The 22,754-nt window shown below is 44.5% G+C and carries 20 protein-coding genes; 16 read left to right on the forward strand and 4 right to left on the reverse strand.

The window, feature by feature from the left end; translation table 11 throughout:
- Positions 1–71 precede the first annotated feature (71 nt).
- A complete protein-coding gene (locus tag ACFFJH_RS01850) occupies positions 72–866 on the reverse strand; it encodes an inositol monophosphatase family protein (RefSeq protein WP_390209628.1) in 795 nt (264 codons plus the stop codon).
- 168 nt (positions 867–1,034) lie between these two features.
- Between ACFFJH_RS01850 and ACFFJH_RS01855 the strand changes: the two genes are divergently transcribed.
- The 4 genes from ACFFJH_RS01855 to ACFFJH_RS01870 all read left to right on the forward strand — a co-directional run bounded on the left by ACFFJH_RS01855 (position 1,035) and on the right by ACFFJH_RS01870 (position 9,039).
- Entirely contained in the window at positions 1,035–1,799 is a 765-nt protein-coding gene (locus tag ACFFJH_RS01855) for an RNA methyltransferase (RefSeq protein WP_390209629.1), read from the forward strand.
- Positions 1,800–2,168: 369 nt separating this feature from the next.
- A complete protein-coding gene (locus ACFFJH_RS01860; RefSeq protein WP_390209630.1) occupies positions 2,169–4,046 on the forward strand; it encodes a type IV pilus assembly protein FimV in 1,878 nt (625 codons plus the stop codon).
- Between the two features lie 233 nt (positions 4,047–4,279).
- Positions 4,280–8,281 (forward strand): phosphoribosylformylglycinamidine synthase, encoded by a 4,002-nt coding sequence (gene purL / locus ACFFJH_RS01865; RefSeq protein WP_390209631.1) that lies wholly within the window; start codon positions 4,280–4,282, stop codon positions 8,279–8,281.
- 242 nt (positions 8,282–8,523) lie between these two features.
- Positions 8,524–9,039, forward strand: a complete 516-nt coding sequence (locus tag ACFFJH_RS01870) for a hypothetical protein (protein WP_390209633.1) — start codon at positions 8,524–8,526, stop codon at positions 9,037–9,039.
- A 158-nt stretch (positions 9,040–9,197) separates the two neighbouring features.
- On the opposite strand, the gene ACFFJH_RS01875 is transcribed toward ACFFJH_RS01870, so the two are convergent.
- Positions 9,198–10,457, reverse strand: coding sequence for a nitronate monooxygenase (locus tag ACFFJH_RS01875; protein ID WP_390209635.1), 1,260 nt, complete (start codon positions 10,455–10,457; stop codon positions 9,198–9,200).
- A 540-nt stretch (positions 10,458–10,997) separates the two neighbouring features.
- On the opposite strand from ACFFJH_RS01875, the gene ACFFJH_RS01880 reads away from it, so the two are divergent.
- The 7 genes from ACFFJH_RS01880 (at position 10,998) to ACFFJH_RS01910 (ending at position 16,735) form a co-directional block, all read left to right on the forward strand.
- Positions 10,998–11,477 carry an FKBP-type peptidyl-prolyl cis-trans isomerase gene (locus ACFFJH_RS01880; protein WP_390209636.1) on the forward strand — a complete coding sequence of 160 codons (480 nt, stop codon included), beginning with the start codon at positions 10,998–11,000 and terminating at the stop codon, positions 11,475–11,477.
- A gap of 205 nt (positions 11,478–11,682) precedes the next feature.
- On the forward strand, positions 11,683–11,961 hold the full coding sequence (locus ACFFJH_RS01885; RefSeq protein WP_390209637.1) for a DnaJ domain-containing protein: 279 nt from the start codon (positions 11,683–11,685) through the stop codon (positions 11,959–11,961).
- Positions 11,958–12,551 (forward strand): hypothetical protein, encoded by a 594-nt coding sequence (locus ACFFJH_RS01890; protein WP_390209639.1) that lies wholly within the window; start codon positions 11,958–11,960, stop codon positions 12,549–12,551. The genes ACFFJH_RS01885 and ACFFJH_RS01890 overlap by 4 nt, the downstream gene beginning before the upstream one ends.
- Positions 12,552–12,678: 127 nt before the next feature.
- Positions 12,679–13,455: a hypothetical protein gene (locus ACFFJH_RS01895; RefSeq protein WP_390209640.1), complete on the forward strand. Its 777-nt coding sequence runs from the start codon at positions 12,679–12,681 to the stop codon at positions 13,453–13,455.
- A 24-nt stretch (positions 13,456–13,479) separates the two neighbouring features.
- A complete protein-coding gene (locus tag ACFFJH_RS01900) occupies positions 13,480–14,727 on the forward strand; it encodes a hypothetical protein (RefSeq protein ID WP_390209641.1) in 1,248 nt (415 codons plus the stop codon).
- Positions 14,728–15,060: 333 nt separating this feature from the next.
- A complete protein-coding gene (locus tag ACFFJH_RS01905) occupies positions 15,061–15,882 on the forward strand; it encodes an ATP-binding cassette domain-containing protein (protein ID WP_390209642.1) in 822 nt (273 codons plus the stop codon).
- 118 nt (positions 15,883–16,000) lie between these two features.
- The gene (locus ACFFJH_RS01910; protein WP_390209643.1) at positions 16,001–16,735 is read left to right on the forward strand and encodes an ABC transporter permease; all 735 of its coding nucleotides are present in this window, start codon (positions 16,001–16,003) and stop codon (positions 16,733–16,735) included.
- Positions 16,736–16,925: 190 nt separating this feature from the next.
- Here ACFFJH_RS01910 and ACFFJH_RS01915 read toward each other — a convergent pair whose 3' ends face one another.
- Positions 16,926–17,675: an SAM-dependent methyltransferase gene (locus ACFFJH_RS01915; RefSeq protein WP_390209644.1), complete on the reverse strand. Its 750-nt coding sequence runs from the start codon at positions 17,673–17,675 to the stop codon at positions 16,926–16,928.
- Between the two features lie 120 nt (positions 17,676–17,795).
- Positions 17,796–18,407 carry a Maf family nucleotide pyrophosphatase gene (locus tag ACFFJH_RS01920; protein WP_390209645.1) on the reverse strand — a complete coding sequence of 204 codons (612 nt, stop codon included), beginning with the start codon at positions 18,405–18,407 and terminating at the stop codon, positions 17,796–17,798.
- A 147-nt stretch (positions 18,408–18,554) separates the two neighbouring features.
- On the opposite strand from ACFFJH_RS01920, the gene ACFFJH_RS01925 reads away from it, so the two are divergent.
- The 5 genes from ACFFJH_RS01925 (at position 18,555) to fabD (ending at position 22,701) form a co-directional block, all read left to right on the forward strand.
- Positions 18,555–19,088 (forward strand): YceD family protein, encoded by a 534-nt coding sequence (locus tag ACFFJH_RS01925; RefSeq protein ID WP_390209646.1) that lies wholly within the window; start codon positions 18,555–18,557, stop codon positions 19,086–19,088.
- Positions 19,089–19,236: 148 nt separating this feature from the next.
- The gene (gene rpmF / locus ACFFJH_RS01930; protein WP_162018712.1) at positions 19,237–19,419 is read left to right on the forward strand and encodes a 50S ribosomal protein L32; all 183 of its coding nucleotides are present in this window, start codon (positions 19,237–19,239) and stop codon (positions 19,417–19,419) included.
- A 197-nt stretch (positions 19,420–19,616) separates the two neighbouring features.
- A complete protein-coding gene (gene plsX, locus ACFFJH_RS01935; RefSeq protein WP_390209647.1) occupies positions 19,617–20,684 on the forward strand; it encodes a phosphate acyltransferase PlsX in 1,068 nt (355 codons plus the stop codon).
- Positions 20,685–20,699: 15 nt separating this feature from the next.
- Positions 20,700–21,686 (forward strand): beta-ketoacyl-ACP synthase III, encoded by a 987-nt coding sequence (locus ACFFJH_RS01940; RefSeq protein ID WP_390209649.1) that lies wholly within the window; start codon positions 20,700–20,702, stop codon positions 21,684–21,686.
- A gap of 70 nt (positions 21,687–21,756) precedes the next feature.
- Entirely contained in the window at positions 21,757–22,701 is a 945-nt protein-coding gene (fabD, locus tag ACFFJH_RS01945) for an ACP S-malonyltransferase (RefSeq protein WP_390209650.1), read from the forward strand.
- Positions 22,702–22,754 lie beyond the last annotated feature (53 nt).

A 22,754-nucleotide genomic window follows, 5' to 3' on the forward strand; every position in this document is an offset into this window, starting at 1 on the left:
AAGGTTTGGGTACTGCATATTGCGGCTATACACATCACCCTTGAAGCGTGGGTGATGTGCGCGATGCTATTTTATTTTGCGAAGGATTGTAAGGCATTGACCATTTGGCCGAATACTTTTGGTGTGCCCGCTAAAACGTCACCTTTGTAGAGGTAATCTGATTCACCTGCGAAGGTGCCAACGATGCCACCTGCTTCTGTAACTACTAAAGAGCCCGCGGCGATATCCCAAGGCGCCAAGCCTTTTTCAAAGAAACCATCTAAACGACCCATCGCAACATACGCTAAATCCAAAGCCGCAGCGCCTGGACGGCGTAGGCCTTGACATTTTTGCGTCATGATTTTGTACATTTCCATATACTCATCTAGACCCGACATGTCGCGACCTGAGAAGCCTGTGCCGATTAAGGCATCAGCGATTTTGTCGCATTTGGTCACGCGAATACGTTTGTCGTTCAAGAACGCGCCGCCACCTTTGGATGCCGTGAACATTTCGTTGCGGCTAGGATCGTAAATGATGGCTTGAGTGATGACGCCTTTTTGTTGCAGGGCGATGGAAACGCAATATTGGGGAAAACCGTGGATGAAATTGGTGGTGCCATCGAGTGGGTCGATGATCCAAACATTTTCATTGTCATCATGTAGATTTTTGGATGCACCGGATTCTTCAGCAAGAATCGCATGATCAGGGTAAGCGGAAGTTAGTACCTCAATAATCGCAGCTTCAGCCGCGCGATCAACTTCAGTGACAAAATCGTTGTATTGCTTTTCGCTGACTTGGACGCGGTCCACATCAAAAGAAGCACGATTAATAATAGTCGCGGCACGACGAGCGGCTTTAATTGCCGTATTGAGCATTGGGTGCATAGAGTTTCCGTTAAAATGGCGGCAGCTCAGCCTTGAATCTGGATTAGACCAAGGTCGTGATGATGTCGCACAAAGATGAATTAAAGAGCAGGGCGCTGTAATTTATTGTGAATAAAGACACAAACAACAAAAATCAACAAAAATTAACGCGCAATGGCGCTATTTTAAATGAACTTACCTATTTCTGATACATCTGTTTTTAGTCGTCTGCGAATTGTTTTGGTCGATACCAGTCATCCAGGCAATATTGGTGCAGTGGCACGCGCTATGAAAACCATGGGGTTTTCTGATTTACGCTTAGTGAATCCGCGCTTTGACGATGCGCTTACTAATCCTGATGCCATCGCTTTTGCTAGTGGCGCACAAGATATTCTGGCATCGGCGAAAGTGGCCGATAAGATCGAAGAGGCTTTAGTTGATTGCCATTTTGTTGCGGCGGTCAGCGCACGATTACGTGAATTTTCACCGCCTGTTATAGCGCCGCGTGAATTTGCCGATAAGTTGGTTAATGAGATTACGCAGACTGTAGCTTTGGTATTTGGTAGTGAGCGTTACGGTTTGCCAAATGACATCGTGATGAATAGTAATGTGTTGATCAATGTTCCAGCCAATCCTGATTATTCGTCATTGAATCTGGCACAGGCGGTACAAATATTGGCTTACGAGTGTCGTATGAGTGCGGTGGCTAATTCTGCGTATGTGGTGCCAAAGTCCGAAGTTGGATTTCAGGGAGAGATGGCGTCGCTTGAACAAATAGATGGCATGTACCAGCATTTGGAGCAAGCACTTGTCAAAATTAATTTCCTTGATCCTCAGAATCCCAAAAAACTTATGCCAAGATTGAAACGCTTATTTTCGCGAGCTCAGCTAGAAGTTGAAGAAGTGAATATAATCCGCGGAATTTCAAAAAGAATTTTGGATAGAGAATCTTAGTTCTAGTGGCTGGTGGTGGAATAAATTAGTTTTCAGAATAGCTTCTTTGCCTATTTAAAGATATACATTGTGTCTTTTGGTTAAAAACAACTTGTTGGAGAGCAAAATTCAGCTTGTTTTTCTTTGAAAGTGTAAATAAAACAAGTAGTATTGTATTTGCATAAGCAAGAATGTTTTAGCTTGGCTGCGTGTTTTTGGGACTGCTCGCTCAAGTTTAAACTTGTTACTTTAATTTAGATACTGCTTGGTTTCCGCTTAGTTTCAACTCAGTTTTTACTCGATAACAAAAAAGGAAATATCATTTTGGTTCGCCTGCGCCGGTTTTTTTATCGCCTTGTCTCATTCATACTGATTTGTTCAGTTGTGAATGTGCCAGCATTTGGTCTCGGTTTGGGTGAGATCCGGGTTCGTTCGTCATTGGGGCAGGGACTGTTGGCGCATGCAGATATCGTTGGAAGTGATACTGAAGTTGTAAATTCTTCGTGTTTGCGTGCACGTATTTTGACTATGGACGGTGTGTTTGTAGCAAGTGCAAATATTACCGTGTATCAAAATCAAAAAAAGCGAGCCTTATCCTTCACTACCAAGCAGCACATTAATGAGCCCGCAATTAATTTGGTAATTGATATCAATTGCGATACGCAATTGCATAGAGAATTTTCTATTCTGTTAGATCCTCCTGAGTTGAGCGCCAATGCGATCAACGTGCAACGTGACGAATCACCCTTTGCCGTCGCTCCTACCGCACAGAACAAAAATCTGGCTGATGGTAATGACGGGACTAAGCTTGCCGCTATTCCTGAATCTGAAAAAGCTCCGAAAAAATCAAAGAAGAAACGTGAAAATCTAGATGCAGGTATTGCATCACCTCAACCAAGCTTTGGTGTCGATAAGGTGCCAGTACCTGCGGCTAGTACGGCTAAACCCAAGAAGCTGGCTGTTGCAAAAGATGTGTTGAAATTGTCTGATGAGGTAATTCTTCCTGCACAGCAAGGTTTGCGTATGAGTGACGTTCTAAGTACCGAGTCAGGGAAAGAATTGATTCAGAATATGGAAGAGTTGCGGGCGGCACAAGCAAAAATGGCCGCCATTTTACGTGACGAAAAGGCGACTATCGATTTACCTGTTGCGGCTAAAGACGGAAATGAAATTGCGAATTTGAAATCACAGGCCGAGCAGTTGAAAAAGCAAAATCTTTTGGATAAAGCTGCGCTGGCTCAACTGCAAAATAAAACGGGTTTTGATTCTTGGCTAATTATTTTGGCGATAGTTGCCATAATTTCGATTCTGATTATTTTGTTCTTGTTGCTATATATTCGCAAAAATCTGAACAATAAGATGCCAACTTGGTGGGAAGATGACTCTTTAGCAAGTGATCATGCTTCCGCCGAGAAAATTGATGACGTCATTAAAAATTTTCAAACCAGTTTCGAACCTGTGGGAGTGTCTGACGATGTCTCTATAGTGGAGCATCGCAATGCTGCCTCTGATGCAGAGTCCGATGCGCTGGATTCATTCGATGATGCTGGCAAGACGAAGATTACGGAGCCAGCATCTTTGGAATCAGCTCGTCAGAGAACACCTACTTTGGAAGAAACGAATAGCAGTATTTTTAATTTCTTTACACCACGCGGTAGTTCGGTGAAAGTGGAAGAAATTTCGGATGTCACTCAAGAAGCCGAGTTTTGGATTTCTATGAATGATCCACAACGTGCGATTGAAATTTTGGCGGCGCAGGAGAAAGTTGCGCAACCGGATTCGCCTGTGCCTTGGTTGTTCTTGTTGGATCTGTATCGTACGGTCAAAGATGCTGAGAAATACAAGCAACTGCGCGAGCGTTTTATTTCTTTCTTTAATGCGAATGTCCCAGAATATGATGCAGATTTGTCACAAGTTCAAGAGCGGCATTTAGAAGATTTTCCGCATTTAATTCAGCGTATCTCGGCTGCGTGGAACACGCCGGACATTATTCCTTACTTAGAAAGTTTGTTGATTGATGATCGTGAGGGTAAACGTTCAGGATTTGATTTACCCGTGTATCGCGATATCTTAATGCTGTTAGGAATTGCTCATGAGCTGGATAAAATTATGGCAATTGAAGGCCCGATTAAAACTAGCCGTACCAAGGTAGATCTCGAACTTTCCATCACCCCTCAAGCTGATCCTGTGGCAGAGGCAGATTTTGGCACAATAGAATTTGAGATAATAGATTTTCCTAAGATGGAAAATGCGAAAAAATCGAGTTAATTTGATCAGTCTTGCAGCTAGCATATTCTGTTCCACAGGCTCGGTATTTATGTTTTTCAATCGAGGTAGAAATCTATTAGGTCAGCATTGAATCAATAACGGGCTGGAGTCATAGCGCACATCAAGGTATAATCGTACTTTCCGTTCCAACCCGCACTGTGTCTGTATTCTCTCGCTGTCATGCTACAGCGAGCTCCAGAAACCAAACACCTTGCCTCAACTACATTCATGCCATGTTGATATTGCCAGGCTCTAACGCCCTGTCTGCCTTCCGTACTAAAAATCTATTATCTCGTCTGCAAGCTGTTGATGCCAATATCGTTGGCGTGACGGCGCGCTATGCGCACTTTGTCGACGCGTCCGCAGCATTGAGCGAAGTCGAAGTGAATCGTTTGCAAGCGCTATTGGTATATGGCGATGCTTTTAACGGTAGCGAAGAGGGTGACAGTTTCGTTGTGATTCCACGTTTTGGTACGATCTCACCGTGGGCATCCAAAGCAACTGACATTACGCACAACTGTGGCATGCAGCAAATTAAGCGTCTTGAACGAGGCGTGCAATATTTTGTGCAGGTCAAGTCAGGCTTGTTAGGTGGTTCGAAAAAATTGGCGGCAGAATCTAAGCAAGCCGTCATCGCGTTGCTACATGATCGCATGACTGAAATGGTGTTGGAAGACTTAAATGCTGCAAGTGGTCTCTTCACAGAGTTAGAAGCTAAGCCTCTAGAATATGTCGACGTTTTGGCAGGTGGTAAAGCCGCTTTGGTCGAAGCGAACAGCGCGCTCGGTTTAGCGCTGTCGGATGATGAGGTTGATTATTTAGTCGATGCTTTTACCACGGCAAAACGCAATCCTACCGACGTCGAATTGATGATGTTTGCGCAAGCGAATAGTGAGCATTGTCGTCACAAAATTTTCAATGCAGATTGGACGATCGACGGCGAGAAAAAAGATATCTCCTTGTTCGGCATGATCAAAAATACCCACCTGTTGCAGCCTAAGGGAACTATCGTTGCGTACAGCGATAATTCCTCCATTATGGAAGGCGCGACAGTCACGCGTTTTTATCCGAATGGCGCGGCCAAAGGTAATGAGTATCAAGCCTCGACCGAGCTGACGCATACGCTGATGAAGGTAGAGACGCACAATCATCCTACGGCGATTTCGCCTTTCCCTGGCGCATCAACTGGTGCTGGCGGTGAAATTCGCGATGAAGGCGCAACTGGGCGCGGTGCCAAGCCGAAGGCTGGTTTGACAGGCTTTACAGTCTCGAACTTGAATTTGCCTGGCAACATTCAAGCTTGGGAAAACGCTAGCGATGTCTTGACTAATAACACCACGACACAGCAATACGGCAAACCCGATCGCATTGCTTCTCCTTTGCAAATTATGATCGAAGGCCCAATTGGTGGTGCAGCCTTCAGTAATGAATTTGGTCGTCCGGTATTGGGCGGTTATTTCCGCACTTACGAACAGAATGTTGGCGGCACAGTGCATGGCTATCATAAGCCCATCATGATCGCTGGTGGTATTGGTAACATCAATGACAAACACACGAAAAAATTTGATTTGCCTGTTGGTAGTTTATTGATTCAACTTGGTGGTCCGGGCATGCGGATTGGTATGGGTGGTAGTGCAGCGTCTTCGATGGCGACGGGTACCAACACTGCTGATTTGGATTTCGATTCAGTACAACGCGGTAATCCAGAGATGGAGCGCCGCGCGCAAGAAGTGATTAATTCTTGCTGGCAATTGGGTGACGATAATCCTATTTTGTCGATTCATGACGTGGGTGCGGGTGGTTTATCCAATGCATTCCCAGAAATTACGAATGATGCCAAACGTGGCGCGATCTTTGATCTGCGTAAAGTGCCACTCGAAGAAAGTGGTATGGCACCAAAAGAGATTTGGAGTAATGAATCGCAAGAACGTTATGTGCTGGCGATTGCGCCAGAGAGTCTGCCACTGTTCCAATATTTCTGTGAGCGTGAACGTTGTTTATTCGCGGTAGTTGGCACGGCAACAGAAGAGCGTCAACTCAAAGTTATCGATCCATTGAACGATAACTCGCCAGTTGATATGCCGATGAATGTATTGCTCGGTAAACCTCCGAAAATGCATCGTGACGTAACTCACCTAAAACGCGATTTTCCATCTATTGATTTGACTGGGATGGATTTGAAAGTGGCTGGCGAACGTGTATTGAGTTTGCCTACTGTTGGTGATAAATCTTTCTTGGTGACGATTGGTGATCGCTCAGTTGGTGCGATGTCTGTGCGCGATCAAATGGTTGGGCCATGGCAAGTCCCCGTTGCTGATTGCGCAGTGACGGCGATGAGTTTAGAAGGGCATTTGGGTGAAGCAATGTCAATGGGCGAACGTACGCCTTTAGCGGTGATTGATGCTGCAGCTTCTGGTCGTATGGCGGTCGGTGAAGCCATTACGAATATTGCAGCGGCGCCGATTTCCAATATTGAAAGTATCAAACTCTCCGCGAATTGGATGGCAGCGTGTGGTCAACCAGGTCAAGATGCGGCTTTGTTTGATACGGTAAAAGCAATTGGTATGGAACTGTGTCCAGCTTTGGGAATTAGTATTCCAGTCGGTAAAGATTCCTTGTCCATGCGTACCACATGGAGAGATGAGGGTGTTGATAAATCTGTGACCTCACCAGTGTCTCTGATTATTTCAGCTTTTGCACCCGTGTACGATATTCGCAAATGTTTGACACCACAAATTAAATTAGATGTTGGCGATACAAGCTTGATTTTGATCGACTTAGGCCGTGGCAAGAATCGCTTGGGCGCTTCCGCATTTGCACAAGTCATGCAAAAACTCGGTGATCAAACGCCAGATGTTGATAGTGCGGATGATTTGAAAGCCTTCTTCGCAGCGATTCAGAAATTGAATCAAGACGGAAAAATTTTGGCTTACCACGATCGTTCTGATGGTGGTTTGTATGGCACTTTATGCGAAATGGCATTTGCTGGGCGTAGCGGATTAGCGATCAATCTTGATATGTTGACGATGGAAAGTGAGCACGCTGCGGATCATGGCGATGCTAAAAATTGGGCAGGGCAGGTGGCAGAACGTCGCAATGAGCTGACTTTGCGCGCCTTGTTCAATGAAGAATTGGGTGCGGTAATTCAAGTTCGTACTGAGCAGCGTAGTGCCGTGATGGATGTATTACGTGCACATAATCTTGGTGCCTGCAGTCATGAAATCGGTAAGCCAAATAGTAGTGGTGTGATTTCTTTCATGCGTGACGCCAAAGAAATTTACAAACAATCACGTAGTGCCTTGCATCAAATCTGGAGCAAAACGAGTTGGCAAATCGCTCGTATGCGCGATAATCCAGCCTGTGCGGATGCTGAATACGCACGTCTTGCGGATGAGTCGGATTCAGGCATGCAGCCAATTATTACTTTTGACGCACAAGCAGATGTGGCTGCGCCATATATTGCAACTGGTGTTCGTCCTAAAGTCGCAATCTTGCGCGAGCAAGGTGTGAACTCGCATATTGAGACTGCGTATGTGATGCATAAGGCAGGATTTACGGCTGTTGATGTACACATGAGTGATTTGATTGCTGGACGCGCGAAACTAGCTGATTTTAAAGGATTGATCGCGGTAGGCGGTTTCTCTTATGGTGACGTGTTAGGTGCGGGTGAAGGCTGGGCCAAGACGATTTTGTTTAATGCCATGATGTCTGAGCAATTCTCAGAATTTTTCCACCGTGAAGATACGTTTGGTATGGGTATCTGTAACGGTTGTCAAATGATGAGCAATTTGAAATCCATTATTCCAGGTGCAACTGCGTGGCCGAAATTCACTAAGAACAAGTCCGAGCAGTTCGAAGGCCGTTTCTCTATGGTGGAAATTTTGGAGTCGAAATCGATTTTCTTCCAAGGTATGGCCGGTACGCAAACACCAATCGCAGTAGCACACGGCGAGGGTTTTGCAGACTTCTCTACGACGGGCGATATTAATGCGGTGCAGGCAGCGATGCGTTTTGTTGATCATCACGGACAAGCGACAGAAGCTTATCCATATAATCCAAATGGTTCGCCTCGTGGACTGACTTCAGTCACCAATGATGATGGTCGTTTCACTGTGATGATGCCGCATGCCGAACGTGTGTTCCGCAGCGTGTTACATTCTTGGGCACCAGAGTCATGGGGCGAAGATTCACCTTGGATGCGTATGTTCAGAAATGCGCGGGTTTGGGTAGGCTAAATCTCGATGAGTCGCATAAAACGCAGAGTTCGCTGAAAAGCACTCTGCGTTTTTTTATTGGTAAGTAATTTTCTTTATTGCGCGTTCGTAATTAGTTTGATCTAATTAATATTAGATAAATCATTATGACGTATTGAACATATTATTGATGTTTGAAGAGGAATCTGCTGTATGCTTAGCCGAAGTTTGTTGATTTACGGAAATGAATTTGGTCTTGAATTGGCAAAATAAGGAGCGTGTAAATGGATATGATATTTTTTGATAAGAGCGAGAAGGGTAAAGAAGAGTTAGCTACTCGTAAGTATCAGCTGCCATCGAAGTTACGCCCTTTACTGGTGATGATTGATGGGAAGCATGCTGCCCCCGATCTGTTAAAGAAAGTAGCTGGATTAGGTTTGACCGAAGATAGTTTGAATATCTTGTTGGAAGAAGGATTTATTGTTCAGAAAATGGTAGAGCAGGTGGTAAGCATACCTGAGCCAGTCGCAGCAACGAAACCTAAATCAAAAGTATTATGCACTCCTACACCCGCACGGATGCTAGAAATACGTAATTTTTTTAATGAGACAATCAAAGCTAAATTAGGACTTCGTGGTTTTGGTCTGCAATTGAAGGCGGAGCGTGCTGATAACATCGTAGATTTTTTGGAATTGGGTGAAACTCTCATAGAGTCAATACAAAAATCCAAAGGCAGCGATGTCGCACGTCAGCTTCAAGCTGAATTGGATGTGCTACTTTATGATTTCGTTGATGGTTAATGAGTGCTGATCGGCAAGAAGCTTGAGTCGCTATTCATGACCAAGCAACATCAAGTAAAATGAAAAAAAGCGCTGAAAATTTCAGCGCTTTTTTTTACGATACGATCCAATCTAATTAAAAATCTAGGTTAAATCGATTAGACAAATGTCATTGCAGGTCAAGTTGAGCTGGCTTGTGTTGGCAATGCCACTTCATTATTGATGCTGAATTGATAGTCGCGGAATACATGTTCAGCGGATAGTAAGGCGTAGCTGCCATCGGCTAATTTATGCGTAGTATCTTTTAAACGGTAAGTTGTTTGACCGCAGGTCCAACACTTGAAGTTACGCATATGGGTGCACAAACAAGTTTTGTCCATGACTTTAAAGTCTTTGTTGTTGGGATTAGCTTCTACTTCGCGATTGTAAGCCTCGATATAAGAGCAATTGCCATTACCGTCAAGCAGATAGCCATAGGCTTCACAGCCTGGGCGAATATTAGAGCCTATCGCTGGTGTGTTGTTCAACATACGCATAGGATAGCCAGTTGGAGAAATCGTATTGACGATGATTTGCTCTTCTTGCGCTTTAAAATATTCTTGTTTAACGTCATCAGGCAATCCGCATTCTTTGGTGACCGTGAAGCGGGTTGCAACTTGCACACCACCAGCACCAGCTTCTAAGAATGAAACTGCGTCGCTACCTGTGAAAATACCGCCGGCAGCGATGACAGGAATCTCTAAATTCTCGTCTTTTAAATATTGAATGACTTCTGCCACTATCGTGTGCAAATCATATTTCGCCCAGTCCAACCCGAAGCCTAAGTGGCCACCAGCCAATGGGCCTTCGACAATGATGTAATCCGGTAAGCGATTTAATTTTGCATTCTTACGCAAGAATAATTGCAATGCCCGTACTGAGGATACGATGATGCCAAGCTTCGCATCGCGGAAACGTGGGTGATCTTCTATCAAGCCAAAGGAGCCTAGGTGCAGACCCGCGCTTAAGGTAATGCCATCAATGCCGGCATCTAAAGCGGATGCGAGACGCACGCGCAAGGTGTCGCGTGGACCATTCATCGTTAATTTTTCCATGCAGTTGACGAAAATCATACCGTCACCTTGCTTGGCGTCCATTGTTTTGCCTACGTGTAGACGAGTGGCCTCTGCTAATAAGTCGAGATCAAATTTGATATCGGTCTTATCAGAATTGTTGATGTTGTATTTGTAGAGTTTCGTTTTGTCTTTGATAAAGCTGGTATCGAAGCGACGGTCAGAAACATCATGCACTAATGCGTCAGAGATATGTCCGACGCCACCCAAACGAGCTGCCACTAAAGCTAATTCTGCGGTTGAAATATCCACGCCCATGCCACCGATCATAATTGGCACTAGTTCATGTTTGCCTAGACGCAGGCGAAAGTCATCTACACGTTTCATTGTTTTCCTTGGACTACACTGCTATTTTAAATTCTTGGCCTAGCTGACTGTTGAGTTGCTGTGAGTAGGATCTTTGTATTCTGAAGTTTTTCGATGAAACTTCTTACTATTTGCAAATACTTTTTATATTCTTCAAGAATTAATTTTTAGAGTTCAATTTCTAATTAAGTAGCTACAAATGGATTCAAATCTATGCATCTCAATTTTCTACAGGCGCAATTCTACCCTAGGTGGTCTTTTTTTTGATCTTGAAGATGGAAAAACCATGAATTACTAAGGTTTTCTTTTTGTTTCTTTAAGTAAGATCAGATTTCATCTGGATTTTTTGTAATTTTTCATGCATGGGTGGTTTTGCCAGCAAAATTGGACGACTATCTTCAGCGTAAATGCTCTGTGAGGCTCTGTTACAATGCTAACTTTGTTGGAACTGAATTACTTCACAGCATCAGTCAGATTTATTTTATCGGGTACGAAGACAAATTTTGACTATGACTATGTTGTTTCATCTTCTCGCTCAGATCTCTTTATACAATTTAAATTATGCAAATTTCGAAAAATTCTGTAGTTACTTTGAACTACACCATGTTTGATGATCAAGGTGCAGTCATCGATAAAAACCATCATCCCATCGTGTATTTACATGGCGGCTACGATAATATCCTACCTGCTGTAGAAGCGGCGTTGGATGGTCAGGTTGTCGGGCAAGTTGTTTCCGTGTCAATGGGGCCGGACGAGGCATTTGGCGAGTTTGACCCGAGTTTGGTACATGAAGAAGACGTTGGTTTGTTTCCGCCCGATTTGGAAGTCGGCATGATGTTCGAAACTCGTGATCCAGAAACCGATGAGACCGCACAGTATCGTGTGACCGCTATTGACGCTGGCATGGTGACGGTGGATGGTAACCATCCTTTGGCCGGTATGTCGGTTCGTTTTGACGCAGAAATTTTAGAAGTACGCGCTGCGACTGAAGAAGAAATCGCACACGGTCATGTGCATGGTGAGCACGGCCATCATCATTGATCTAGATTGATTAAGGAATTTGTAGTTTTAGTCTCTGAAGTTTGGAATGCTAGTTAGATCTGCACTTTGTTATGCGCTTAAACTTCTTCTTGCACTTTATTGAAAACTATTAATTCTATATCTCACGTTGACACCAAAGTGTTCTTGATTCTATCTCGGTACAAATGGTGTCGTTCGTATGACTTTCATCGTGGGTAGATAAGACATGAAAGACTATTATTTTATTCTCGGCGTGGCGAGTAATGCGACGCTGACGGATATCAAAAAAGCCTATCGAGTAAAAGCGGCTGAATTCCATCCTGACCGCAATAGTTCGGAATTAGCACCGGTTAAATTTCACGCGGTAAAAGAAGCCTACGATGTGTTGTCGGATGAGGCTGCGCGTTCTGCTTACGATGAGAATCGTCGACGTAATCTGTTGGAATCGCCGCTCGATACGGCGAGTGAAATTTGGAAGAACTATTTATCAGGAGTACTACAGTGAGATTTTCACGCTATTTTCAAGAATTAATGTTGGCTTATAAAGCGGAATTAGACGATTTGCGTTCTGACTCTGAGGGTAAAGATGTGATGCGCCATCGCTTGAAGGAAAAGCGCGAACAGTTAGCATATTTATTGCCAATGATGGGATCTAATCCCGAAATGCTCGCGCCAGCTTTTCATAATGCCTTCTTGTTTATGAATCCTTTGAGTTTTGAGTCTTTGTCGTCTAAAGAAGCGAATAAACTGCCTTCCTGGAAAAGTTTGAGCAGCGCCGTAAAATTAGAGCCGTGGGCAGAAAAGATGGCGCAAATGGTGTTGGTCGAACCTGATGGCGACGCTTTTATGGTGACCGCTGCATGCTTGGAATATCTGAGTCGTAGTCATCATACTAGAGCACTGGCCGCATCGAGTGTCGACGATGACAACGAAGAAAATCAGCAGGATGAAGATACCGAGTTGCATGAGAACGGCGATTTGGATGGCAATTATGGCCGACATGGTCGCGATGATGGTGACGATGGCGATGATGTGGATTTGGAAGAAGCTGGCGCTGATTGGTTGGCGGAGCAGGGCTTTGATCGTAAGGATTGAGGTAGTCAAATTGTTTCTTTCGCCAAATCTTGGCGACGATGATTGCCGCCGTAGCGCGATAGGCTTTGCAATCATCACCACCGCATAAGCACAATACAATAACCGTAAATACGTCTAAGGAAAAACGATGAATTATCCCGCCCTCATAGAAGCGCAGAATTTGGTGCAAGTTGGCGATATCGCTGGTGCAGAACATGCGTTGGCGACTTTGGCCGAAACCCAGGGTGATCAAGCTTTGGTCGCTGCATTAGATGAATTTCCCGCCAAAGATTTATTGGCGATTATTCGTGAATATGATTCGTCTAAAGAATCCTTGGTTAATCTATTAGTGACACCTGAGCAATTCGCGCAAGCCGTGGTGCTAGAGAAGCGATACAAGGATCTGACTCACGAGCAGTTGCGTGGCATGATTAATTCAGTGATTTTCCGTGAAGGGGCTGATGCAGCAGAGTTCTTGTATGAAATCGCTGAAGTAGAAGGTGGCTATGATTCGCTTGCCGATTATCTGCAAGACCGTACACAAATGGTTGAACACTTTTATCGTTACGCCACATTTGATTTATACGAGTATGGTGATGAAAACAAAACGCAAGCGATTGATGATGATTTGTTGAGTTTGACTCGCGATACGGAGACGCGTGCGTCCGCGATCGACAGAGCGAATGTAGAAGATCATGACTGGATGGAAGTTACCTACATCTTACGTTATGAGTTACCTGAAATATTCCGTGAAGTGTTGATGAAATTACGCGCTCGTTACCAAGTTTATCTGCGTAATTTGCAAAATGATGAGTTTGCCGAAGGTGCTGTTGCAGAATCGACTGAAGAGGACGAAGATGAGGTTGGTGCGCCGAAGAAAAATACGGACGACGGCGACGATGACGATGAAGAATCTGCTTTGTAATCTGATGTAGAGATGAGTTGAGTTATGTCTGAAAATCAGCAAGCACTGGCCATTTATGATGATCGACCGTTCTTTGAAACGGCTTTGCGTCATGGTGTGCGTAGAGCGATTATTACGCAAGCAAAATTGGCGATGATAGAGGCGGAGGCGCCTAAAGGCCTGGTCCAGATTGCAGAAGCTTTTGGCAGTAAATATTTGCGACCTGAAATCGAGACGGCTTGTAAGCGCATTGTTAATCTCGCCAGTTTATATTTATTGGAAACGTCACAAGGTGATTTGGATATTGCGGCAAAATTGATACGCGACAATACCTTTCTAACGCTGTCTCGTGGTGGTTCTGGTTTATTAAAAGCGCTATTTGCTTTGCCTGAGTACGCATTATTGGGACGTGAACAAAAAGCGCGTGTAGAAGATTTTTTGGATGTTTGGTCCTTAAAAGACAAGCCCCAGGAATATCGTAATTTACTTGCGCATCGTCAGAATAATGCTTTAGAAATTGAGGCTGCATTTTGGTTTGGACGTGCAATGGATGTCACGCAAACTGAATTGCAGGAAGAGGATGCCGAGGCTTTGGCGGTGATTCGTACCGCGATTTTGAAACGCCTAGTTGGCGATCCTGATGCGCCGATAGAAAATCAAATTGAATTCGCACAAATTATTGAAGGTTTGCGCAAAGAAGCAAAATCTAAAACCAAAAAGACGAAAATTTTGGATGCTCAACGAGCCCAAGAACAGGTATTTGCAGAGCCAATTCCTACGAAATTTTCTGAGCTAAGTCGTCAGGTTTTGGAAGAAATACTCACGCGTGATATCCCAATGATTTTGGATAGCAAAAATTCTTTAGATCGCTTGGTATTTGAATTAAAGGAACGTTATTTTATCTGCGCCCACGAGCTGGAAGATACTTCGGATTATGATGCCTTGGTATCAAAAGAATGGGCGAAGCACACCAAAGGCAAGACCGATATTGATTCTTTATTGACTTTGTTTTTGTGTATAGCGGCTGGTGTTCCTGCGAAAACCAGTTTGCCTGAAAAAACCGCCAAAAGCATCATTAAGAAGATTCGTGAACATGGTTTGGATGCGCAAAAAACGATAGCGTGGATTAAATCGACTGCGCCGCACGAGAAGCAAGAGGGGCTGCTACAAGACTGGGCCGATTTTGCCGAAGAAGCACCGACTTATTTGATGGACGATTGGGATACCAACTACAGTGGTGCTATGCGGTTTTTGAGCGAAAATTGCCATATCGAGAAGAGCGTTAAAAAGTAAAGTTTAAGTATCAAGTCCCCATCATTAATTCGCCTTTATTTCACCTTCAGCTCACTTCTAAATGTCTAACTTCGTTCAGTTAATAAGTCACTACATAAGTGCATGACAAAATCTAAAGGCCGCTCTCACCAGCGGTTTTTTTTTATTCATTGCCAAGCGCTCACTCGTGGTTTGGTTGTTATTCCAATCTTATTTGCATTGATTGCATTTTTTTGCTTGGCACCTGAATAAAGCGCTTTCATCCAAATGTTGCGAAGTTTCGTCGCGTGCTCCTGGGTAGTTGCGGTTGTGCCTCCTACTATTGACGCTGGAGTGAATTTTGGGAGAAATTTTATGCAGAATCCGGCGATACAGCTGACTGGGGTTGTGAAGCGTTTTAAGCAGCATGAAGTGTTAAAAGGTCTGAATTTGGTGGTACCCGAACGCAGTATTTTCGCGTTTTTAGGTAATAACGGTGAAGGCAAGTCAACCGCGATTCGCTTAATGCTCGGCTTGCTACATCCTGATCAGGGGCGTATTCAAATTTTGGGGCGAGATATTACGACCGAGCGCAAATGGATACTAAAGCAAACGGGTTGCTTGGTTGAGGCGCCTAGTGCTTATCCCAATTTAACTGCCCGTGAGTTTTTGCGTATTGCCTGTGTCTTGAAATCCTTGTCTTTGACCGAGATTGATCGAGTCTTGGGCGTCGTTGGGTTGTTCGGTGATGGTCGGCGTTTAATTAGTCAGTTTTCTTTGGGGATGAAGCAGCGGTTGGCTTTGGCGCATGCTTTGCTCGGCTCTCCGAAATTATTGATTTTGGATGAGCCGGGTAATGGCCTTGATCCAGTTGGTATGCAAGAGATTCGGAATTTAATTGCTAGCCTGCCTGAGACAGGAAATTGTACGGTGCTGGTCTCTAGTCATCAACTTGATGAGGTAGAAAAGATTGCGACCCACTTAGCGCTTTTAAAAAATGGGCGAGTGCAATTTCAATCCGAGATGGCGGCTCTTTATGCGCAACAAGATGCATATTTAACTTTGCTGGTGGACGATGCTGTGTTGGCACAAAGGGTTTTAATGGAATCTTGGTCGATCAGGCTGCTGAAGTCACGATTACGAGTCCACAATCTTTACGTGTGCATCGTCTTCCACAGGAATTGGCTTATAAAGTAAATGCCTGTTTGATTAAAGCAGATCTGCGCTTACACCAGTCAATATTTGAAAAACCAACGCTTGAGCAATGGTTCCATCAAAGCACTCAGGACAGTCAGACTCTGGAAAGGAGCGCAGCATGATTTTTAAGTTGATACAACTGGAGATCTTAAAGGTACGACGATCTTTGGCACTATTGATGATGCTGTTATGCCCTTTGATGGTAACGGTATTGTGTTTTTTTATTCAATTAAAGAATCACAAAGGAGGTCCGATTCGTTGGGAAATGTACTGGATGGGCAATACCGCGATTTGGGGCTATTTCATGCTGCCTTTATTCATCGCGTTGGCGACAGGATTGTTGAATGGGAATGAGCACAGGAATTCAACTTGGCGCTTGATGCTGACCTTGCCAATTACGGCGCGCCAGCTATTTCTGGCGAAATGTGTGTTAGCGCTGATATTTGTTATCGGTGCTAATTTGGCCTTGTTCGCTCAGATCGCTGTGAGTATTGGTATTTTTGGATTGGCGGGTTTTTCTACTGAGCAGGCATTTCAATATGACTTTGTCCGTAGTTTTCTGCTTGCCAGTGTTTGTAGTCTGCCTATCGTAATGGTGCAGCATTGGATTAGTTGGCGCGTGCAAAATATCGTCGCGCCATTGGCGCTCGGTGTTGTCGCCACTATGGGAATTATGCAGATTGGTCAATCTAAGGATTGGGTGTACTACCCTTGGACCTACGTTATGATGGCGCTCAATAGCAAGGCTCCTGATATCGCTGCGCGTGCAACAACTCTGTCATGTCTAGTCGCTGGCGTATTGCTGATCATCGCAACTTATTGGGTTGGTCGTAAGGGGGCTGAATTTCAATGAGGTTTTCATTGGTATTTTCATTCATATTTTCATTAGTATTGAGGAAGGCGATGAATCTCGGCTTCCTTATACCTTTGTCCATGGATGGAGTTGATCTTTATGGCGGAGCGTAGTTATGTTGCTTTGTTCCTGACTTTATTTGCAGCATTGTTACGGGGTTTTTACCATTTAGTGCTTAGGCAAAATAATCCTAAGACAAAAATAAAAATACCGTAGGTTTTTTATGGAAATCTGGCGTCATATTGGCTTGCAAAAGTTTTTTCCATTCGCCAGCGGTTTTGGTCTGTATCGATTCGCTCGCTAAACTTAAATCGGTCGCGATACAGATCAATGTATGTGCTTGGCAATGTGCGGCTAGTGCTTCTAGCATGGCGGCATTGCGGTAGGGCGTTTCTATCAAGATTTGCGTTTGTTTTTCTTTGCGCGAACGATCTTCTAGTTCTTTGATGCGTTTGGCGCGCTGCGCTGCATCTGTGGGTAGATAGCCGTTAAAAGCAAAACTTTGACCGTTTAATCCGCTGCCCATCAATGCTAATAGCAAAGAGGAGGGGCCGACTAAAGGACGTACCGTGATCTTGTGCTGGTGCGCTAAGCGAACCAAGTTAGCGCCGGGATCGGCCACTGCCGGCACGCCAGCTTCCGAAATAAGACCTACATCATGACCTGCAAGTAGAGGGCTCAGTAAATCTTTTAAGGCAGCTTCAGGTGTGTTGACGTTTAATTCGGTAATCTGTAATTCTTGGATGGTTTTTGCCAATGGATGATGCAACGCTAAAGTCTTTAAATAGGCACGTGTGGTCTTGGCGTTTTCTGCGACAAAATAGTGTAATTGGGCGCTCATTGCTTGCACTGTTTCCGGAATGATGTGCGCCAACACATTGCCTTGTGATGTATCGTTTTGACCGAGCGTGTTGGGGATTAAATATAGTGTGCCTAACATGGTGAGCTTTCGTTTTATTTTTTAATATGGTTTTTTTTGTAGTGCGTTTTTGCACTATGTATGAGATATGGATGTGCTACGTGATTTTGCGCGATAGTTCGATGGCATGTCATGTGAGTGTTAGCTAAAAAACGAGACGCCAAGTTTGCGTAACATGCTGGTTAGTGTGATTAAGGGTAAGCCTGTCAGCGCGGTGGGATCGTCACTTTGTATGGCCTCTAAAATGGCAATGCCTAAGCCTTCATTTTTTGCACTGCCTGCGCAATCGTAAGGCTGTTCTATGTGTAGATAGGCATCTAATTCGGCGTCACTTAAATTACGAAAACGTACCAAGGTCTGGCAATTTTGAATTTGCACTTTATGGGCGGTGTCTTCGGCGTGCAGGCTTAGAACGCATAGTGCTGTGTGAAAAATAACTTCGCGACCACGCATCATTTGTAATTGCGCTAATGCTCGTGAGTGATTGCCGGGTTTTCCGATTTGTACACCGTCTAAAGTTGCGACTTGGTCGGAACCTATAATAATCGCTTCGGGGTGTAGTAAAGCAACTGCTTCCGCTTTTTGTTGTGCTAATCGCAACGCTGTTTCTTGTGGCGCTTCGTCCTGCGAAGGGGTTTCATCAATCTCAGGTGCAATCGCGAGAAAGTCTAGTCGTAATCGTTGCAGTAGTTCTTTGCGATATGCCGAGCTGGAGGCGAGTATAATGTGCGGCGATGATGATTTTGGCTGCATTGTTAATATCTTTTTGGTATGAATTTTGAGGTTTTTGCTAAAATTACTGCGTTTTCCCCAAGCTTCGCACATTCTAAATGCGCTAAGGCTTTGACTAATAAGGTGTAATCCTGTTATTATCGCAGGTTTTCTGGGTCTAGAAATCCTATGCAAGCATTTGTCATCGACACTTTTACGTTTTGTCAGCATCGCGAACAACGTGAAGGTAGTACAAAAATTGCCGATTTTCCGCGTTTATCGGCGGAATGCGCAAACGGTGAAAGTGTGTTGAACTGGTCTATACAAGGCGGCGTGAATCAATTAGGTTTTCCTCAATTGACGTTGACTGTTGATGGGCAGCTTCATTTAATGTGCCAGCGCTGTTTGACACCTTACGATTTTCCTATAGATTCACAAGCAGAATTAATTCTCGCCAAAGACGATGATCATGCCGACGAAATTGAAAGCGTGCTCGAGGATGACGAGATTGATGTAGTAGTAGGCAGCAAAGCATTCAATGTCATGGATTTGATTGAGGATGAGGCGTTGCTGGCAATACCCCAATCGCCCAAACATGCAGTATGCCCTGATGTAATTGATTCATTCAATCAATCAGAGGCAGCGAACGATGTAGATGCGGTAGATACAGCGAGCACAAGTATTAAAGTGTCTCCATTCGCTGTGCTGAAGAAGTTGCAATGAAAAGTAAGTGGGCGTACCTAGTGGCATTATTCTGAAAAAACACTCAGGTCGAAGTATTGTTAGGGATTCTTGAGCGGCGAAAAAGATTTGATTGTCGATTCAAGTGTGTTAAATTTTAGAAACATTTTTTGAAGTATTAGGAGTTATCATGGCCGTTCAGCAAAACAAAAAATCACCATCCAAACGTGGTATGCACCGTTCACACGATTTCTTGACTGCACCACAGTTAGGTATCGAGCCAACAACAGGTGAAACACATCTGCGTCACCACATCAGCCCAAATGGTTTTTACCGTGGTCGTAAAGTATTGAAAACTAAGAACGACGAGTAATCTGTTCTCAGTGATAAAGCGGCGTTGCGAGTCTCGTACTTGACGCCGCTTTTTTTTATTCTAAAAAATGTTCAAAACTAGCTTTTGTTTTTGTTCATTGCTTCTTTCATTTTTCACCATTGAACTTAAAACGGATGATTCTTTACGTCATTCTTGATAAGATAGTTCTCTTGGAGTGAGAAAATAGTAACAAATACATGACAATAAAAATTTCAATTGATTGCATGGGTGGTGATTTTGGCCCATCAGTCACTGTAGCGGCAGCTGTTTCATTTGCGAACCGCGAGCCTGATGTTGAATTTGTTTTGGTAGGGCAGGAAACTGTTCTGCAAGCAGAATTAAAAAAACTCGGCGCGCTAGGTCATCCGCGACTATCCATCGTGCATGCGAGTGAAATGGTCGAGATGGATGATCCCATTGAGATTGCCTTACGCAGAAAAAAAGACTCCTCCATGCGTGTCGCCCTAAATCAAGTGAAAGAAGGGCAAGCGCAGGCTTGTGTTTCCGCGGGTAATACGGGTGCCTTGATGGCGGTATCTCGCTATGTCCTCAAGACGATGCCGGGCGTTGATCGTCCCGCGATTTGCAGCATATTGCCGAATCAGAAAAAACTCCCAACCTACATGCTTGATCTCGGCGCGAATGTTGATTGCGAGCCTTTGCATTTGCATCAATTTGCGATTATGGGTTCAGCTTTAGTTGCCGCACTTGAGAATAAGCCGCGCCCAACCATTGGCCTACTCAACGTAGGTGAAGAAGACATTAAAGGTAACGATGTAGTGAAACGCACGGCGCAGTTGTTGCGCGCGGATCATGAGCGTGGCCTGTTAAATTTTTACGGTAATGTTGAAGGTAATGACATTTTCAAAGGTACCACCGACATCGTCGTATGTGATGGATTTGTTGGGAATGTGACTTTGAAAGCTGTAGAGGGTCTAGGGCGTTTTTTTAAAACGACGATGACAGATGCGTTTAAGAGTAATCCGCTGAATATATTGGGTGCTTTGATCGCTCGCGGTGCGTTAAAACACATTTCAAAAACCATGAATCCATCCAATTATAACGGCGGTAGTTTGTTGGGACTGCGTGGTGTGGTGATTAAAAGTCATGGCGGCGCTGATAAATATAGTTACGAATGGGCGATACAACGTGCATTCGATGCAGTAAAAAATGATGTGCTCGCACGCATCACAACATCCTTGGCGGAATTAATGCCAGTGCCCGCAGAGGCAAGTACAGATAGTTCCGGTTCTACTGAACCATAATACAGATAAAGACGCATGACTTTCTATAGCAAAATTATAGGCACAGGAAGCTACCTGCCACCGAGAAAAGTAACAAATCACGAATTAGCAGCGCAGTTGGCCGAAAAAGGCATTGAAACTTCCGACGAGTGGATCGTATCGCGTAGTGGAATTTCGGCGCGCCATTATGCGGAACCCAATGTCTCATCCAGTGATATGGCGGTTGAGGCAGCAAAGCACGCGCTCGACGCGGCGGGTTTGCAAGCGAATGATATTGATCTCATTATTTTGGCAACTTCTACGCCAGATTTTTTTGGCGGATTTCCAAGCACGGCTTGCGTTGTGCAAAATAAATTAGGCATCACTAACGGCGCTGCGGCAGTTGATGTTCAGGCCGTTTGCAGTGGATTTATCTATGCGATGGCGATGGCCGATGGCATGATTAAGTCAGGCTCGCATAAAAGAGCTTTGATTATTGGTGCTGAAGTTTTTTCCCGTATTTTGAATTTTGAAGATCGTACGACCTGCGTTTTATTTGGTGATGGTGCGGGTGCCATCATTATGGAGCAATCCGAAGAGCCAGGTGTATTGGCAACCAAGTTGCATGCCGATGGTAGCCATGGGCATATTTTGTGTGTGCCTGGGAATGTAAATGCTGGTGTGATTGCGGGTAGTGCCTTCTTGTATATGGACGGTCAGGCTGTATTTAAATTAGCTGTGAATGTTCTGGAAAAAGTCGCCAATGAAGCCTTAGAAATTGCAGGTATGGACGCGAGTCAAATTGATTGGTTGATCCCGCATCAAGCCAACATTCGTATCATGCAAAGTACTGCAAAAAAATTGAAATTGCCTTTGGATAAAGTGGTTGTGACTGTGGATCAGCACGGCAATACTTCTGCTGCATCGATACCGTTGGCTTTAGACGCTGCGGTGCGTGATGGTCGTGTTAAAAAAGGCCAGATTGTGATGCTTGAGGGTGTTGGTGGTGGCTTCACTTGGGGCGCTGCTTTAGTCAAGATGTAATGCAAACGATATTGTTGTTCACATTGGTTCTGATTGAATCTCATTAAAAAATACGTAAAGTGAAAATATTATGACGCAATTTGCATTTGTATTTCCCGGTCAAGGTTCGCAAGCGATTGGCATGTTAAATGGCTTTGCTGGTAACCCCGTCGTGCAAGACACGATTGCAGAAGCTTCTGATGCTTTGCAAATGGATTTGGGGAAATTGATTTCCGAAGGTCCAAAAGAGGATTTGGATTTAACGACGAATACGCAGCCTGTGATGCTGACCGCAGCCGTGGCTACTTATCGTGCGTGGATTGCTGCAGGTGGCAAGCAGCCAGCGATTGTTGCTGGTCATAGCTTGGGTGAATATTCTGCTTTGGTTGCAGCTGGTGTAATTGCGTTTAAAGACGCTGTGCCTTTAGTGCGTTTTCGCGCGCAGGTGATGCAAAGCGCGGTGCCTGTTGGTTTGGGTGGTATGGCTGCGATTTTAGGTCTAAGCGATGCAGACGTGATTGCTGCTTGCGCAGAAGCTGCTTCCGCAACTGCGGAAGTGGTAGAGGCGGTTAACTTTAATGCGCCAGCGCAGGTGGTGATTGCTGGTAGTAAAGCGGCGGTTGAGCGCGCTTGTGAGTTGGCTAAAGCAAAGGGTGCAAAACGTGCCTTGCCATTGCCAGTTTCAGCGCCTTTCCACTCTTCTTTGTTAAAACCAGCGTCAGATCAATTGCGAGAATATTTGGCGAATGTGTCATTTTCCGCGCCTGCGATTGCCTTAATTAATAATGTGGATGTCGCGATAGTTACCGACCCAGCCTTGATTAAGGATGCACTTGTTCGTCAAGCCGCAAGTCCAGTGCGTTGGGTCGAGACGGTAAATGCAATCGCAGCTTCTGGCATTGCACAATTGATCGAATGCGGTCCGGGTAAGGTATTGGCGGGTTTGACTAAACGGATTAATGGTGACTTGGTTGGCGATGCAATCTACGATCAAGAAACACTGGAAAAAGTTTTGGCATCCTTTAGCTCGAATTAGGTTCAAACTAAGTTCAAACTGAGATTTAAAAAAAATCGAACCAATCATTAAAT

It is taken from the genome of Affinundibacterium danionis (genome assembly GCF_042432465.1).
In the GTDB taxonomy this organism is placed as follows: Bacteria; Pseudomonadota; Gammaproteobacteria; order Burkholderiales; family Burkholderiaceae_D; genus Undibacterium; species Undibacterium danionis.

Excerpts from the sequence above, each read along its gene's own strand:
- ACFFJH_RS01850 (WP_390209628.1), bottom strand. The coding sequence starts at position 866 with ATGCACCCAATGCTCAATACGGCAATTAAAGCCGCTCGTCGTGCCGCG.
- ACFFJH_RS01855 (WP_390209629.1), top strand. The coding sequence starts at position 1,035 with ATGAACTTACCTATTTCTGATACATCTGTTTTTAGTCGTCTGCGAATT.
- purL (WP_390209631.1), top strand. The coding sequence starts at position 4,280 with ATGTTGATATTGCCAGGCTCTAACGCCCTGTCTGCCTTCCGTACTAAA.
- ACFFJH_RS01870 (WP_390209633.1), top strand. The coding sequence starts at position 8,524 with ATGGATATGATATTTTTTGATAAGAGCGAGAAGGGTAAAGAAGAGTTA.
- ACFFJH_RS01875 (WP_390209635.1), bottom strand. The coding sequence starts at position 10,457 with ATGAAACGTGTAGATGACTTTCGCCTGCGTCTAGGCAAACATGAACTA.
- ACFFJH_RS01880 (WP_390209636.1), top strand. The coding sequence starts at position 10,998 with ATGCAAATTTCGAAAAATTCTGTAGTTACTTTGAACTACACCATGTTT.
- ACFFJH_RS01885 (WP_390209637.1), top strand. The coding sequence starts at position 11,683 with ATGAAAGACTATTATTTTATTCTCGGCGTGGCGAGTAATGCGACGCTG.
- ACFFJH_RS01895 (WP_390209640.1), top strand. The coding sequence starts at position 12,679 with ATGAATTATCCCGCCCTCATAGAAGCGCAGAATTTGGTGCAAGTTGGC.
- ACFFJH_RS01900 (WP_390209641.1), top strand. The coding sequence starts at position 13,480 with ATGTCTGAAAATCAGCAAGCACTGGCCATTTATGATGATCGACCGTTC.
- ACFFJH_RS01905 (WP_390209642.1), top strand. The coding sequence starts at position 15,061 with ATGCAGAATCCGGCGATACAGCTGACTGGGGTTGTGAAGCGTTTTAAG.
- ACFFJH_RS01910 (WP_390209643.1), top strand. The coding sequence starts at position 16,001 with ATGATTTTTAAGTTGATACAACTGGAGATCTTAAAGGTACGACGATCT.
- ACFFJH_RS01915 (WP_390209644.1), bottom strand. The coding sequence starts at position 17,675 with ATGTTAGGCACACTATATTTAATCCCCAACACGCTCGGTCAAAACGAT.
- ACFFJH_RS01920 (WP_390209645.1), bottom strand. The coding sequence starts at position 18,407 with ATGCAGCCAAAATCATCATCGCCGCACATTATACTCGCCTCCAGCTCG.
- ACFFJH_RS01925 (WP_390209646.1), top strand. The coding sequence starts at position 18,555 with ATGCAAGCATTTGTCATCGACACTTTTACGTTTTGTCAGCATCGCGAA.
- rpmF (WP_162018712.1), top strand. The coding sequence starts at position 19,237 with ATGGCCGTTCAGCAAAACAAAAAATCACCATCCAAACGTGGTATGCAC.
- plsX (WP_390209647.1), top strand. The coding sequence starts at position 19,617 with ATGACAATAAAAATTTCAATTGATTGCATGGGTGGTGATTTTGGCCCA.
- ACFFJH_RS01940 (WP_390209649.1), top strand. The coding sequence starts at position 20,700 with ATGACTTTCTATAGCAAAATTATAGGCACAGGAAGCTACCTGCCACCG.
- fabD (WP_390209650.1), top strand. The coding sequence starts at position 21,757 with ATGACGCAATTTGCATTTGTATTTCCCGGTCAAGGTTCGCAAGCGATT.